The 14,328-nt window shown below is 70.4% G+C and carries 15 protein-coding genes and 1 tRNA gene; 8 read left to right on the plus strand and 8 right to left on the minus strand.

Features of this window, described 5'->3' with window-relative positions:
* Nucleotides 1-88 precede the first annotated feature (88 nt).
* Entirely contained in the window at nt 89-640 is a 552-nt protein-coding gene (locus tag KBX00_RS02055) for a MarR family transcriptional regulator (protein ID WP_307867952.1), read from the minus strand.
* A gap of 103 nt (nt 641-743) precedes the next feature.
* Here KBX00_RS02055 and KBX00_RS02060 point away from each other — a divergent pair, with 103 nt between their 5' ends.
* Nucleotides 744-1,325, plus strand: coding sequence for a YceI family protein (locus KBX00_RS02060; RefSeq protein WP_210822575.1), 582 nt, complete (start codon nt 744-746; stop codon nt 1,323-1,325).
* A gap of 311 nt (nt 1,326-1,636) precedes the next feature.
* Nucleotides 1,637-3,115, plus strand: a complete 1,479-nt coding sequence (locus KBX00_RS02065; protein WP_210822577.1) for a glutamate--cysteine ligase — start codon at nt 1,637-1,639, stop codon at nt 3,113-3,115.
* A gap of 72 nt (nt 3,116-3,187) precedes the next feature.
* On the opposite strand, the gene KBX00_RS02070 is transcribed toward KBX00_RS02065, so the two are convergent.
* Entirely contained in the window at nt 3,188-4,702 is a 1,515-nt protein-coding gene (locus tag KBX00_RS02070) for a hypothetical protein (RefSeq protein WP_210822579.1), read from the minus strand.
* Between the two features lie 121 nt (nt 4,703-4,823).
* Between KBX00_RS02070 and KBX00_RS02075 the strand changes: the two genes are divergently transcribed.
* Together KBX00_RS02075 and KBX00_RS02080 are read left to right on the plus strand one after the other, a co-directional pair.
* The gene (locus tag KBX00_RS02075; RefSeq protein ID WP_210822581.1) at nt 4,824-5,513 is read left to right on the plus strand and encodes a PASTA domain-containing protein; all 690 of its coding nucleotides are present in this window, start codon (nt 4,824-4,826) and stop codon (nt 5,511-5,513) included.
* Nucleotides 5,514-5,612: 99 nt separating this feature from the next.
* Nucleotides 5,613-6,476 (plus strand): PASTA domain-containing protein, encoded by an 864-nt coding sequence (locus tag KBX00_RS02080; protein WP_307867953.1) that lies wholly within the window; start codon nt 5,613-5,615, stop codon nt 6,474-6,476.
* 9 nt (nt 6,477-6,485) lie between these two features.
* Here KBX00_RS02080 and KBX00_RS02085 read toward each other — a convergent pair whose 3' ends face one another.
* Nucleotides 6,486-6,920 carry a hypothetical protein gene (locus KBX00_RS02085; protein ID WP_301547143.1) on the minus strand — a complete coding sequence of 145 codons (435 nt, stop codon included), beginning with the start codon at nt 6,918-6,920 and terminating at the stop codon, nt 6,486-6,488.
* A gap of 125 nt (nt 6,921-7,045) precedes the next feature.
* The gene (locus KBX00_RS02090) at nt 7,046-7,333 is read right to left on the minus strand and encodes a hypothetical protein (RefSeq protein WP_210822584.1); all 288 of its coding nucleotides are present in this window, start codon (nt 7,331-7,333) and stop codon (nt 7,046-7,048) included.
* A 457-nt stretch (nt 7,334-7,790) separates the two neighbouring features.
* Between KBX00_RS02090 and KBX00_RS02095 the strand changes: the two genes are divergently transcribed.
* The 3 genes from KBX00_RS02095 to KBX00_RS02105 all read left to right on the plus strand — a co-directional run bounded on the left by KBX00_RS02095 (nt 7,791) and on the right by KBX00_RS02105 (nt 9,507).
* Complete coding sequence (locus KBX00_RS02095; RefSeq protein ID WP_210822586.1) at nt 7,791-8,666, plus strand: helix-turn-helix transcriptional regulator; 876 nt, start codon at nt 7,791-7,793, stop codon at nt 8,664-8,666.
* Nucleotides 8,642-8,863 carry a DUF397 domain-containing protein gene (locus tag KBX00_RS02100; protein WP_164448725.1) on the plus strand — a complete coding sequence of 74 codons (222 nt, stop codon included), beginning with the start codon at nt 8,642-8,644 and terminating at the stop codon, nt 8,861-8,863. The genes KBX00_RS02095 and KBX00_RS02100 overlap by 25 nt, the downstream gene beginning before the upstream one ends.
* A gap of 239 nt (nt 8,864-9,102) precedes the next feature.
* Nucleotides 9,103-9,507, plus strand: coding sequence for a hypothetical protein (locus tag KBX00_RS02105; protein ID WP_210822588.1), 405 nt, complete (start codon nt 9,103-9,105; stop codon nt 9,505-9,507).
* Here the strand turns inward: KBX00_RS02105 and KBX00_RS02110 are convergent.
* Complete coding sequence (locus tag KBX00_RS02110; protein WP_210822589.1) at nt 9,472-10,074, minus strand: hypothetical protein; 603 nt, start codon at nt 10,072-10,074, stop codon at nt 9,472-9,474. The two genes, KBX00_RS02105 and KBX00_RS02110, sit on opposite strands and share 36 nt — an antisense overlap.
* 221 nt (nt 10,075-10,295) lie before the next feature.
* On the opposite strand from KBX00_RS02110, the gene KBX00_RS02115 reads away from it, so the two are divergent.
* Complete coding sequence (locus tag KBX00_RS02115) at nt 10,296-12,170, plus strand: S8 family serine peptidase (protein WP_307867955.1); 1,875 nt, start codon at nt 10,296-10,298, stop codon at nt 12,168-12,170.
* A 56-nt stretch (nt 12,171-12,226) separates the two neighbouring features.
* Here KBX00_RS02115 and KBX00_RS02120 read toward each other — a convergent pair whose 3' ends face one another.
* The 3 genes from KBX00_RS02120 to KBX00_RS02130 all read right to left on the minus strand — a co-directional run bounded on the left by KBX00_RS02120 (nt 12,227) and on the right by KBX00_RS02130 (nt 14,285).
* On the minus strand, nt 12,227-13,024 hold the full coding sequence (locus KBX00_RS02120) for a WecB/TagA/CpsF family glycosyltransferase (RefSeq protein WP_210822591.1): 798 nt from the start codon (nt 13,022-13,024) through the stop codon (nt 12,227-12,229).
* The gene (locus KBX00_RS02125; protein ID WP_210822593.1) at nt 13,021-14,136 is read right to left on the minus strand and encodes an NAD-dependent epimerase/dehydratase family protein; all 1,116 of its coding nucleotides are present in this window, start codon (nt 14,134-14,136) and stop codon (nt 13,021-13,023) included. The genes KBX00_RS02120 and KBX00_RS02125 overlap by 4 nt, the downstream gene beginning before the upstream one ends.
* Nucleotides 14,137-14,199: 63 nt before the next feature.
* Nucleotides 14,200-14,285 (minus strand) — tRNA-Leu (locus KBX00_RS02130).
* Nucleotides 14,286-14,328: the final 43 nt, after the last annotated feature.

Here is a 14,328-nt window from a genome sequence, read left to right on the forward strand (position 1 = left end):
GGTGACGCTCGGCTGGTGCCGTGCACACCCAGGGTCCGCAGCCGTCGGCGCCGACAGCAACCGCTGGCGGGGACGACGCGGGGATGCCTCACCGGCCCGGCTGGCCACCCGGTACGGACGGTTCCGTCCCGTTCTCGGCGCACTCGGACGGGTTCTCGCCCGGCGCGGCGGATCGACTGCCGGCGGTCGCGCAGGGATGCACGGCGTCGCGGACCCGGCGCAGGCCGTCGAGGAGTGCTTCCAGCGCGGCCGGGTCGAGTTGTCCGGTGAACCAGTCCTCGATGAGCTGAAGATGTCCGGGCAGGCTCTCGTCGAGCCGGCGCAGGCCGGCGGGCGTCACGACCGCGTACGAGCTGCGCCGGTCGGAGGGGCAGGCGCGGCGGGTGATCAGCCCGTCGCGTTCCATCCGGTCCACCACCCGGGTCACGCCGCTGGTGGACAGTGAGGTCTGGGCGGCGAGATCGGTCATCCGCAGTTGATTGGCGGGCGACCGGGTGAGCCTGGTCAACACCTCGAACTCGACCGATGACAGGCCGTGTTCCTCCAGCTGGGCGGCGAATCGGGCGGCCAACCCGGCGTGCACCTCGAAGAGCAGGCCGACAGCCGTGATCCGAGGGTCGTCGAACGTGTTCGCTTCCACCCGTCCATCGTACCAATACTTGACAGCAGGAATATTGCCGACGCTATAGTTGCTGACGCAGCCGTTGGGCTACTAAACAATGTCTCCTGGAGGGCAGTCTCTCATGACCAGCAGCACCGAGCCGGTTACCCGCGAGTGGAACGGCCTCACCATCCCGGCGGCCGGCACCTACCTGCTGGATGTGGCGCACAAGCGGGTCGGCTTCGTCGCCCGGCACATGATGGTGAGCAAGGTTCGCGGCGAGTTCGCGGACGCGAGCGCCACCATCACCATCGCCGAGGAGCCACTGGAGTCCACGGTCTCCGCCACCATCCAGGCCGCCAGCATCAACACCGCCCAGGCGGACCGGGACGCGCACCTGCGCAGCCCCGAGTTCCTCGACGCGGAGAAGTTCGCCACGCTGGAGTACCGCAGCACCGGCGTGAAGTCGCACGAGGGCAACGAGTTCGTCCTGTCCGGCGAGTTGACCATCAAGGACGTGACCCGTCCGGTCGACCTCAAGGTCGAGTTCGAGGGTGTCGGCCGCAGCCCCTTCGGCCAGGACATCTTCGGCTTCTCGGCGAGCACCGAGATCGACCGCGAGGACTTCGGCCTGACCTGGAACGTGGCCCTGGAGTCCGGCGGCGTCCTGGTCGGCAAGAAGATCAAGATCGAGATCGAGGGCGAGGCCATCCGGCAGTCCTGATCCGTACGCCCCGACAGGCCCGCGCCCGCACCGCGCGGGCCTGTCGGCTGTTCGGGGCCCGCACGCCGGTGCTGGTGCGAATTGTCACAACTTGTTCGCAGCTGATCGCCGAGGGTTCGGCGGTACGGGTGGGTACGTACTCCAGTGGGAGCGACCGACCTGGTCAAGGCGATGCGATCAACCGCTGAGCCCGGGTGGACTGCGGCAATGGACCGATCTTCGGGACAGCCGGATCGACGCTTCCAACGAGTATGGTTCACAGTGCGCTGCGGAGCGGCACCGTACCGTGGCGTCGCGCGCCGGGAGGAAGCATGGGCAGGGACGTCGATCGAGCCGCCTTCTCCCGTGAGGATCGAGTTCGGTACCGGCAGAAGGTCCGTCGCTGCCTGGACGTGTTCGCGCTGATGCTTGACGACTTCGGCTTCGACGCCGACCGGCCGATGACCGGGCTGGAGATCGAACTCAACCTGGTCGACCCGGCGGCCGAACCGGCCATGCGCAACGAGGAGATCCTCGCCGCGATCGCCGACCCGTTGTTCCAGACCGAGCTCGGCCAGTTCAACCTGGAACTGAACGCGAATCCACGGCTGATCTCCGGCAACGGGTTCGCCGACTACGAGCGTGACCTCTGCGCCAGCCTCGACCGGGCCAACGAACGCGCGGCGCGGTCGGACACCAGGATCGTTCTGGTCGGCATCCTGCCCACGTTGAACGAGCGCCACCTGGTGGCGGACAACCTCTCGACCAACGAGCGGTACCGGGTGCTCAACGACCAGATCGTGTGGGCCCGGGGCGAGGACATCGAGCTCGACATCCGCGGCGTCGAGCGGCTGCGTACGCACAACGACTCGATCGCGCCGGAGGCGGCCTGCACCAGCCTCCAGTTCCACCTCCAGGTGGCGCCGGACAGCTTTGCCGACTACTGGAACGCCTCCCAGGCGATCGCCGCAGCCCAGGTGGCCGTGGGCGCCAACTCGCCGTTTCTCTACGATCGGCAGCTCTGGGCGGAGACGCGCATCGCCCTGTTCGAGCAGGCCACCGACACTCGGCCGGACGAGCTGAAGGCTCAGGGCGTACGGCCCCGGGTCTGGTTCGGTGAGCGGTGGATCACCTCGATCTTCGACCTGTTCGAGGAGAACGTCCGCTACTTCCCGCCCCTGCTGCCGATCTGCGAGAGCGAGGATCCGGTGGAGGTCCTGCACGCCGGCGGCGTTCCCGAGCTGGCCGAGTTGCGGCTGCACAACGGCACCGTCTACCGGTGGAACCGGCCGGTGTACGACATCATGAACGGCCGCCCCCATCTGCGGGTGGAGAACCGGGTGCTACCGGCCGGTCCCACCGTGGTCGACATGCTGGCCAACGCCGCCTTCTACTTCGGGCTGGTCCGGGGCATGGCCGAGGCCGACCGGCCGATCTGGAGCCAACTCACCTTCAGCTCCGCCGAGGAGAACTTCCACGCCGCCGCCCGCCGGGGCATGGACGCGATCCTGCACTGGCCGCAGCTGGGCGAGGTACCGGTGACCACGCTGGTGCTCGACACGCTGTTGCCGCTCGCCGCAGCCGGCCTCGACGGCTTCGGCGTCGCCCCCGCCGACCGGGACCGGCTGCTCGGCATCATCGAGCAACGCTGTCGCGCCGGACGCAACGGCGCGGTCTGGCAGACCGCCACCGTGTGGGCCGCCGAGCGGCACCTGGGCCTGGATCGCCGGGCCGCGCTGCACCACATGCTCCAGCGCTACGCGGAGTTGCAGTACACGAACGATCCGGTGCACACCTGGCCGCTCGACTGAGCGAAGCGGCAACCTCACCGGTTCTTGGTGCGGAATCGCCTCTCGGTGGGCCGTTTCGTACCAAGATCCAGACTAGCGACCGCGCTGCCGGGGACGGCCGCGGCGGTTCCCGGCATCGGGCGTCTCTTCGTTGCCGGACGATGCCTCGGACGGCGAGGAGCCGGTTCTCCCACCCGTCTGCGCCGGCCTTTCCGGCTGCGCTGCCGGTTTCGGTGCTGCCGGCTTGACCGCCGCTGGCTCGACCGCTGCCGGTCGCGATGCGGTTGCCGCCGATGCGGTCTCCTTCGGGGCCGCCGTCACCTTGCCGGCCACCGTCTGGTCGATCCGGTCGGCGGCCGCCGCGGACCGCGTGGCACTCGTCGAGGACAGCGGGACACCCGGCCCGGACCGCACAGCGTCGGGCGCGGACGGCTCGGCATCCGGCCCGGGCCGGTCGGCATCCCGTTCGGATCCGGGCGTGTGCCGGTCGGAGTCACCGACCCGTTGCCGGGGCACCACCGGGGCCGCGTCGGGGCCGCCCGATCGGCGGGCCGACCGCTGGGCCAGTGCCGCCACCAGGACCGACCCGCCGATGCCGACGATCACCGCGTACGGGGCGGTCAGATGGGCGGACACCTGTTCCGGGCTGATCGCGGTGAGCCTCGGCACGGCGAGGAAGTAGGCGATGGCCACCAGCAGCGGTCCGGCGGCACCCGAAGCGGTGGCACCGACCCGCCGGTCGGTCGTCCGGACTCCCCTGCGGGCAGCCAACGCGCCGATCACCAGTGCCGAACCGAGCGACAGGACCGCCCCGGGCCAGTAGAAGTAGTCCCGGACCCAGAACTGGTCGCTGTCCGAGCTGAGTTGCCAGATGCCGAGCTGTGCGGTGGTCAGTCCGCGACCGGCGAGCACCGAGTCGACCACGGCGACGACCGCGAGCAGCCAGAGCCAGCCGGCGGTGGCGATGACATTCGTGGCGGCGGCTCGACAACGCAGCCCCCAGATCGCCACGAGTGTCCCGATCAGGACGCCGACCGCCGCGTACCCGGCGGCCATGTCCCGGGGAGACGGGGTGTCCGGCACCACCGCGACCCGGGCCGGCACGGCGACCAGCAACACCGTGATCAGCGCGCCCAGGCCGGCGGCCACGGCCAGCGCGATTCCCCGCAGCCCGCCACCGATCTGCTCGGCGGTGGCGGGCGGACGGTCAGTGGAGGGCGGAACCGGGCGGTCGGACGTCGTCGACTCGCTGGCCGCTGCTGCGGAACTGGGCGCCGCTGCGGAACTGGGCGGCGCTGCGGTGCCGGACGGTGGAAGCGGGGCGTCTGAGGTGGGCGATCCGACCGGCGTCGAGTTGTCGGACGGGGATGCGGCCCGCCGACGGTCGTGCAGCCGTTGAGCGCAGACCGCACCGAAAATGGTCGACGTGGCGGCGATCCAGGTCGCCCAGATCAGGCTCGCCACCCAGGTCGCCGTGCCGGCGGTCGCCGCCGGGGGCGCCCAGTTGAGAATGCCCAGGCCGTATCCGAAACCCAGTTGGGCCGCACCGGCACCGGCTGCCACGCCGGCCGCGGTGGCGATCGATCCTCCCCAGCCCTGTCTGGCCATGCCGGGCAGCGTAACGTCCTGTGGTCGGTGCGGCGAGTCGTGCGCGGCATTGACCGGTAACGGTCACGGACAGTGCTTGGCCCCGGTCGCTATGGTCGCGGGGAATGAGGCGGTGGGCGGGATGACGGACGGGACCACGGACGGGCGGCCGGGGCGCGGTGGCACCACCCCGGACCGAACAAGAATGATCATCGGTGGTGGGGTCGCCGCCGTACTGCTCGCGATCATCGGTGCCGCCGGGGGCTGGGTGCTCGCTGGAGACCAGGTGGGACCGGATGCGGTGTCCTCCGGCGCGACCCCCACCCCCACCCCGACGCCCGCCGTCCGGACCTCACCGCCTCGGGAACAGCCGCCGTCGACCACGCCGACCCGGCCGAGCAGTAGCCCCAGCCCATCGCGGCCGACCGGGCTCACCGTTCCGGACCTGGTCGGCATGGACTTCGAGGAGGCCAGGCAGGAGCTGCGCGACCTGGGTCTGGGCTGGCAATTCATCTTCGGCCGCGGCGACAGTCCCAGCGTGCGCAGCACCGACCCGGCTCCCGGCACGCCGGTGCGGCGTGGTGTCACCGTAAAAATCAACGTTGCGGGGGCCGCACCGCCGAACGAGGTGCCGGATCTGATCGGCGAGACGTGCAACGAGGCAAGGGCCGAACTCGTCGACGACGGCTTCTCCCCGCGATATCCGGGCGGGCGCTCCGGCACGGTAACCGCACAACGACCGTCGGGCGGCACGGTCGGCAGGTGGAACGACGTGGTCCAGATCTGGTGCGGCACGCCGCCGAGTGTGGACGCGAGCGCTCCGGCGCCGTGACGCCCACCCGACACGCTGATGCCGAGCGATGACCGGCAGAACCGCTAGGTTGACGGTCGAGGGGCCTGTTGCCCGCCCGATCGGCGGAAAGGACGTGCCGTGAGCGACGACCGCCAGGAGCCGACCGACGGGCCACCGGACGACCGGACCCGTCCGCTTTCGCTGTCCGGCGACAACCCGGACGAGACCGCGCCGCTTCGGCGTACGCCGGACGAGACCGCGCCGATCGACCGGGTGGCCGCAGAGCCGGAGCGTACGCCGGACGAAACGGCCCCACTGGGGCGGACGCCCGACGAGACCGCGCCGATGGACCGGGCGACCGGAGAGCCGGCGGCACCCGCCGACGCCACCGCGCAGCTGCCGCCGACCCAGCGCTCCGGTGCGGCGGCGTGGTCCGGCCGCGCGGAGGTCCCCTCGGTGCGGCCGGGGGTGGACCGCCAGCCGGCCGGCGGCGACTGGTACGCCGACGAGCAGCCGGGTCGGCCGTGGTGGCTGCCGATCCTCTGGGGCGTCCTGCTGCTGCTCCTGCTCGCCCTGATCGGGGGCGGGTTCTGGTTGGCCCGCCAGGGGCTCGACGGTGACGGGCCGGCATCGGAGTCGCCCTCGCCGACCACCCAGGCCCCGCCGACCACGGCGTCGCCGTCGCCGACCACCGCGTCCCCGTCACCACCACCGACGACGAGCGCCGCGCCGGCCGAGGTGCCGGTACCGCCGCTCGTGGGTCTGCCGGAGGCGGCGGCACGGGCGGCGCTGGACGGGCTCGACCTCGACTACGAGGTGGAGTACCGCCCGTCGGACCAGCCGGAGGGGACCGTCATCGCCACCGACCCGGAGGCCGGCGAGTTGGTGGCGGCCGGTGACGAGGTTCGTCTGGTGGTCGCCTCGGCCAGTCCGAGTCCGTCGCCCCCGACGACGACCGAGCCGCCCACCGAGCCGACCGCGACGGCGAGCCCCACGGGGTGATCGCCCGGGTCACCACATGCGGCGCCTGGTACCGACCAGCCCCAGCCCGGCGAGGGAGATCGCCAGCCCGAACACCCCGGACCAGAACAGCGAACGGCTGAGTTCCGCCCGGCTGTGGTCACTCGTCGCCCTGGCCGGCGCGTTCTGCTCGGTCGGGTACGAGGGCTGCGGGGAGTCGTCGGCGGACTCCGCCGGTCGGTCGGCCGGTTGGCCGAAGAAACCGTCGTGGGCGAAGGCGTCCCAGACACCGTCGGTCGTGATGTCCGGCTCGACTGGTTCGCTCTCCACGACAGTGATCTCCGGAGCCGGTACGGGCTCGGCCAGCCGGGTGGACGACAGGGCCGGATCGCGGCCCAGCACCACCAGGGTGGTGACGGCACCGAGAAGCGCCAGGAGCCCGAAGGTGTAGGCGATGCGGGGCCGGCGTGGCTCCCGCGCGGACATTTTGACCATGGCCATCCCAGGTTCGGGGTCCGGGAGGCGCGGGGTGTAGATGTGCCGGGGTGGGCATACCGATTCTATGTCGGCGGCATGCCCCCCGAATCCTTTTCACCTGAGGTTCGTGGTGTTCAGTGCACCCGAACCGGCGTCCGTACGACCGGCCGGCGGGCCGAGCGTACGGTGTGCGGACGCGGCTGCGGGGCGGCTTGGACCTGCCGCAGCCCGGCCCGCTGGACGAAGATCGATCGACGGTTGACCGCGTCCCCCGCCGCGTTCAACTCGTAGCCTTCGAGCCAGAGCCAACCGTCGTAGGTCGGCCGGTCGAGTACCCGGATCACCCGGAACAGGATGGGTCTGAGGAACTGGACACTCGCCGCGCGTGTCACGTGCAGCACGTCACCGGAGCGGGGAAGCACATGGGCTCCTGGATGGGTCGGCCGGCGGGGAAGGGCCGGCTGGGGATGATGGGGGTTGTTCGGCTCCGGCGACGAGGTCGTGTCTCGGGGGCCGGAGCGGGTGGCCCGGTCGGTCAGTGCGGAACCGCTGATGGCGCGCCTGCCCGGTGACCCATCTCGGCACAACGTTGATCACTCGTGGAGACGGATCGGAGACGGTCAGTAACCCGGGTCATACGGACAGAGTGCATCAGGAGTGTGCTTCATGCAAGTTGCACGTCGACTTTTGCCGATACGTGAGCGGCTCGCGCGAAACAGCGCTTGAATGGGCCGCCACCCGGACGGCACACTGAGAGCCGGTTTCGCCCGCCGCGGCCGGCCGAGGACCGGAACCACCCCACGCCGCGAACGCTCGCCGCAAGGATCGCGCCGTGGGTGGGCGATCAGCGCGGCGCGTCGAGGCGGGAGAGGTGACACGGTGAGCGAGCGGCGCAGCCCGACCATCCGGCGGCGCCGGCTCGGCGCGGAACTGCGCCGCCAGCGTGAGGCAGCCGGCATCACCATCGAGTCCGTGGCGGAGCAGTTGGAGTGCTCGGCGTCCAAGGTGTCGCGGATCGAGACCGGCCACACCACCGCCACGCCCCGCGACGTGCGCGACATGCTCCGGATCTACGGGGTGATGGGTGCCGAGAGCGACGAGCTGGTGCAGATCGCCCGTGAGGCGCGACAGAAGGGCTGGTGGCACCCGTACAGCACGGTGCTGGTCGGGGCGTACGTGGGCCTGGAGGCGGCGGCCAGTTCGATTCGCGCCTACGAGCAGCAGGTGGTGCCGGGGCTGCTGGAGACCGAGGACTACGCGAGCGCGATGATCCGCGCGGCCCGCCCCGATTTCAGTCCGGAACAGGTACAGCAACGGGTGCGTGTCCGACTCGGCCGTCAGTCGTTGTTGACCCAGGATGATCCGGTCGATCTGTGGGTGGTGCTCGATGAGGCGGTGTTGAGCCGTCCGGTGGGCGGGGACACGGTCATGCGTGACCAGCTCAAACGGTTGGTGGAGGTGGCGCAGCTGCCGAACGTGACGCTTCAGGTCCTGCCGTTCGAGGTGGGGGCGCACGCCGGCATGGACGGCACCTTCACGATCCTCAGCTTCCCCGAACCCGGTGATCCGGATGTCGTGTACGCGGAGAACGCCACGGGTGGGCTCTTCCTGGAGAAGAGCGACGAGCTACAGAAGTACAGCTTCATCTTCGATCACATTCGAGCAGCGGCCGAACGTCCGGAGGAGTCCGTGGAGTACATCGCGAGACTGGCAGAGGAGCCGTTGTGGAAGTGGCGACGCAAGGATTCTCCGTGAACCTGGCGCAGGCGACATGGTTCAAGAGCTCGAAGAGCGGGCCGAACTGTGACAACTGCGTCGAGGTGGCGTACGTGACCGGCGCGGTCGGCGTCCGGGATTCGAAGGACAAGGCCGGACCGGCCCTGGTCTTCGCACCGGGCGACTGGCACGCTTTCGTCGCCAGCACCAGGGACGGCGCGTTCCCCCGGGTGTGACGCTCCCGGGGACGGTGACGACGGATCCCCGCTCGGCCCACCGGCCGAGCGGGGATCCGCTGTCGTGACCGGCGGTGGTGGCGGGCATCGGCAGCCGAACGGCGTCGGCAGCGGCCCGCAGTCCCGCGTGCCGCGCCGGCTGCCGTCGCCACATCGTGCCCGTGTCGTTGTACTTCTCGGTACGCGCTGGTCGACATCCCCCCGGCAGGGCGGGTAACCGAGCGAGGCAGGCGAGAAGGATGACGAGTATCGGGTCGGAGAACCTCACCAACGGGCCGGGAAAGCCGGAACGGTTCGGCGGCAAGTATCGCGGAGCGCGGCGGGACACCGTGCTGACCGAGGTGGTGTCGGCGGAGACCGACCACACGGGCCGGGAGACCCCGGCGACTGCGGAGCCGCCGTCGCCGCTCACCCTGCCGTCGCTGGACCCGAATCCACTCACCGAGCCGTCCTTCCCGGCCACCGGCTGGTCGACGGCGGACGACGGCTCCCTGGTGGACCATCCGCTGCTGCGTGGGCTGTTGCTGGAGTTGCCGCCGAAGGGCAGCGTGCCGCCACCCGGGTGGCTCGACCGCTGGTTCGAGGCGACCAGGGCGATCCTGGAACTGCTATACGTGCAGGGCGCTGGCGGCCGGGCGCGGTGACGCCACCCGTTCGGGCCTGGCCCGCTCGGCGAACCGGTTGTGCCGCAATGCGTGGCGTACGCCGATGGCCGCGACGGCCAGCGCCGCGATGGTGATCGCCGGCCCGGTCGCCGAGGGCCCGAGGTACTGGCCGGCACCGCTCGCGGCGATCACTGCCGGCAGTAGCGCCAGACCGGTCACCTGCAACGGCAGTCCGATCAGTGGGTGGGCAGCGGCGGCCCGCAGCCCGTGCGGGGCCGGTGTCCCGGCAGCGACGGCCAGCGCGCCGGCTCCCGCCCACAACCGGCGCAACCGGCGCACCGTGCAGCCGGCCACCAGCAGGGCGGGTACGGCGGCGAGCGTCAGCGCGTCGGCGGCTCGGTCCGCCACTGTCGGCCCGGCGGTGACCAGCCCGGCGATCGGCAGAGCCAGCGTCAGACCGAGCCCGGTAAACGTCAGCGCGAGCAGTCGGCCGGCCTGCTGGCGTAGCTCGCGCGCGTGGCGCAGGCGGGGTAGCCCGTCCGCGAGATAGCCGGCGGTCCACCAGACGGCGGCGACCGGAAGCAGGAGGGCGAGATGGCTCTGCATGTCCATCAGCCTTGCCCGATTTCCGGCCCGGCGAATCCGGGGCCGTCCCCCGTTCCTCCCGTACCCGTCCCCCGTAGGGGAACCATCTCGCCAGTGTTATGAGGGATCCGACATGTTTAACTGTCCGCACACATCCAACTACCCTCACCGTGATCGGCATTCATCGATCAATCTGCCACGAGCAGGTGGACGTTCGGTGCCGGTCGGAGGGAGGTAGGAAGATGGCTCTTCCACAGAGATCCGTGCTCGTCGGGCTGGCCACGCTGGCCATGGTGGCGGCGGCCACGCCGGCCATGGCGGCCGAGCCGGTCGGCACCGTCCGAAGCGCCGGTGGCGCGACCGCCGTCAAGGACAGTTACATCGTCGTGTTCAAGGACAGCGAGGTCAGTCGTACGTCCGTCGGTTCCTCCGTGGACCGGCTGCTGCGCCGGCACGGCGGTGTCACGGCCCGGACGTACAGCGCCGCCGTCCGTGGTGCCGAGCTGCGGGTCAGCGCGCGGGCCGCAGCGCGGATCGCCGCGGACCCGGCCGTCGCGTACGTCGAACAGAACCACGTCGTCTCCATCGCGGGCACCCAGACGAACCCCCCGTCCTGGGGCCTGGACCGGATCGACCAGCGGAACCTGCCGCTCAACAGTTCGTACACGTACCCCAACACGGCCACGAACGTGACCTCGTACGTCATCGACACCGGCATCCGGACCACCCACTCGGACTTCGGCGGTCGGGCGACCTGGGGCACCAACACGGTCGACTCCAACAACACCGACTGCAACGGCCACGGCACGCACGTGGCCGGCACGGTCGGTGGCTCGGCGTACGGCGTGGCCAAGGCGACCCGCCTGGTGGCGGTCAAGGTGCTCAACTGCTCCGGCAGCGGCACCAACGCCGGTGTCATCGCCGGCATCGACTGGGTCACCGCAAACGCGGTGAAGCCGGCCGTGGCCAACATGAGCCTCGGCGGCGGGGCCAACACCTCGGTCGACAACGCGGTCGTCAACTCCATCAACTCCGGCGTGACGTACGCGGTGGCCGCCGGCAACGGCAACGCCCTCGGCCAGCGGCAGAACGCCTGCAACTACTCGCCGGCCCGGGCCGCACCGGCGATCACCGTCGGTGCCACCCAGAGCAACGACGCCGCCGCCAGCTTCTCCAACTACGGCACCTGCGTGGACATCCTCGCCCCCGGAGTGAGCATCACCTCCGCCTGGCACACGAACGACACCGCGACGAACACCATCAGCGGCACCTCGATGGCCTCGCCGCACGTCGCCGGGGCGGCGGCTCTGGTGCTCTCGGCCAACCCGTCGTGGAGCCCGCAGCAGGTCCGGGACTACCTGGTCACCAACTCCACCCCGAACGTGATCTCGAACGTGGGCAGCGGCACCCCCAACCAGCTGCTCTACGTGGTCAACGGCAGCACCCCGCCGCCGACGAACGACTTTTCGGTCTCGGTGTCGCCGACCGCCGGCTCGGTCACGGCGGGCAGCTCGGCGACCGCCACCGTGGCCACCGCCACCACAAACGGCTCCGCGCAGTCGGTGAGCCTCTCGGCCAGCGGCCTGCCGTCCGGGGCGACCGCCTCGTTCAGCCCGGCAACCGTCACCTCGGGTGGATCGTCCACGCTGACCATCAGCACCTCGGCCAGCACGCCGTCCGGCACGTACACCGTGACCGTCACCGGCAGCGCGGCCTCCGGCACCAAAAGCGCGACGTACTCGCTCACGGTGACCGGCGGCAGCGGCGGTGGCTGCTCCGGGACCAACGGCACGGACGTGTCGATCCCGGACAGGGGCTCGGCGGTGACCAGCTCGATCACCATTTCCGGCTGCAACCGGAACGCCTCGTCGAGCTCGACGGTCGCGGTGAACATCGTGCACACCTACCGGGGCGACCTGGTCATCGACCTGCTCGCTCCGGACGGCTCGTCCTACCGGCTGAAGAACAGCAGCATCTTCGACGGCACGGACAACGTGAACGCCACCTACCCGGTGAACCTGTCCAGCGAGGCGGCGAACGGCACCTGGCGACTCCAGGTTCGTGACGTCTACGGCGGTGACACCGGGTACATCAACACCTGGACGCTGACCCTCTGACGTCCGTTACGGCGACGGGCCCCGGCGTAGCGCCGGGGCCCGTTCGTCGATCCGGGTCAGACCGCGAACTCGGTCGGGCGTTCGGTGGCCGGCGCCGGCGGCCGGGCCTTCCACAGCCCGGTCTTCTGGGCGAACAGGCGACCCAGGTAGGCGGGATTCAGGATCACGTAGCGCCGCCACAGGCGCTTGGGCTCCAGGCCGAGACGCCAGAACCACTCCAAACCGGCCCGCTGCATCCACGGCGGCGGCTGACGCAGCAGACCCGCGTGGTAGTCGAAGGCCGCGCCGACCGCCATCATCGGCATGTCCAGCAGCGGCCGCATGGCGTACGTGAAGATCTCCTGCCGGGGGCAGCCGAGCCCGACCAGGACCAGCCGGGCACCGCTGGCCTTGATCCGGTCGGCGATCTCGACGTCCTCGCCCGGCTGCACACCGCGGAACTTGGACGCCTCCACCCCGGCGATCTTCAGGGCCGGGAACATCCGCTCCAGCGCCGGGATCAGCCGGGCGAGGGTCTCCTCGGTCGAGCCGTACAGGTAGACCGGCAGCCCCTCGTCGGCGAAGCGGGAGAGCACGTGCAGGGTAAGCGTCGGCCCGTAGACCCGATCGGTGAGCCCGGCGCCGTGCAGCAGGTTCAGCGCCCACCGCACCGGCTGACCGTCCGGGGTCACCACGTCGAAGGAGTTGAGTCGGGCGTTGTGCGCCCGGTCCAGCACGCCGGTCATCACGCCGTGCACGGCGAGCGCGGTGAGCGCCAGCGACCGGCGTTCCTGCGCGGCAGCCACCACCTGCTCGGTGGCCTCGGCGTAGTCGGTCGCATCGACCAGGACACCGAGCACGTTCTTCTTGGTCATGCTCCCGGCACCCACTTGTCCACGTTGGCCTCGTAGATCTCTCGCATGATCATTGGTACGTCGTACACCTGCTTCCAGTCCGGGTAGTCGGCCTGGAACGCCTCGTTGGAGCCGATCCACCATTTGTGATCGCCGATCCGGTTGGCCTCGACGTATTCGGTGATCATCTCTTGGCCGGTGATCTGCTCGGCCAGCATGAACGCCTCGCGGTTGGAGGTGTTCGAGTGCCGGCCGCCGCCGAGGTTGTAGACGGCGGCGGAGCGCGGGTTGCGGAAGAACGCCTCGAACGCGGAGACCACGTCCGAGCTGTGGATCGCGTCCCGGACCTGCTTGCCCTGGTAACCGAAGATCTTGTAGGTGCGGCGCTCCATGTTCGCCCGCATCACGTAGCCGAGGAAGCCGTGCAGCTCGGTCGCCGAGTGCGCCGGCCCGGTCAGCGTCCCGCCCCGGAAGCAGGCCGTCCTCATACTGAAGTAGCGGCCGTACTCCTGCACCATCACGTCCGCCGCGACCTTGGAGGCTCCGAAGATCGAGTGCAGGCAGGCGTCGATCGACATGTCCTCCCGGATGCCCTGCTCGTACGGGTGACCCGGCTCGATCTCCCAGCGGGTCGCCAGCTCCACCAGGGGCAGGCTGTTCGGCCGGTCGCCGTAGACCTTGTTCGTGGAGCAGTGGATGACCGGGGCGTCGATGCAGTGTTCCCGCACGTTCTGCAGCACGTTGAGGGTGCCGGCGGCGTTGACGTCGAAGTCGGTGAACGGGTCGCGCACCGCCCAGTCGTGCGAGGGCTGCGCGGCAGTGTGGATCACCACAGCCACGTCCCGGCCGTACCGGCCGAACAGCGCGCCGAGCGCCGCCCGGTCCCGGATGTCGATGCTGTGGTGGGAGTACGCCTCACCCAGCTCGTCGGTCAGTCGGCGGACGTTCCACGCGGTGGACGCCTCCTCGCCGAAGAACTCCTGCCGCATGTCGTTGTCGATGCCGACGACGTCGAGACCGAGGCCGGCGAAATGCCGGACCGCCTCGGAGCCGATCAGCCCGCCCGACCCGGTCACGAATGCGACACTCACACGCCACTCCTGGTGCGTCGGAGGCAGAAACCATCGGAGCATAGCGTGACGTCCGGCACGTCCCGATACGGAGCGAGGGCCCCGCATCAGCGGAGCCCTCGACTGTGGTGGGGAAGGGGGGAGTTGAACCCCCACGTCCTTTCGGACACACGGACCTGAACCGTGCGCGTCTGCCATTCCGCCACTTCCCCGTGGCTCGACCTCGGACAACGCTACCCGGGCCGGAGGTCGCCG

The organism is Micromonospora sp. C95, assembly GCF_018070465.1.
Classification (GTDB): domain Bacteria; phylum Actinomycetota; class Actinomycetes; order Mycobacteriales; family Micromonosporaceae; genus Micromonospora.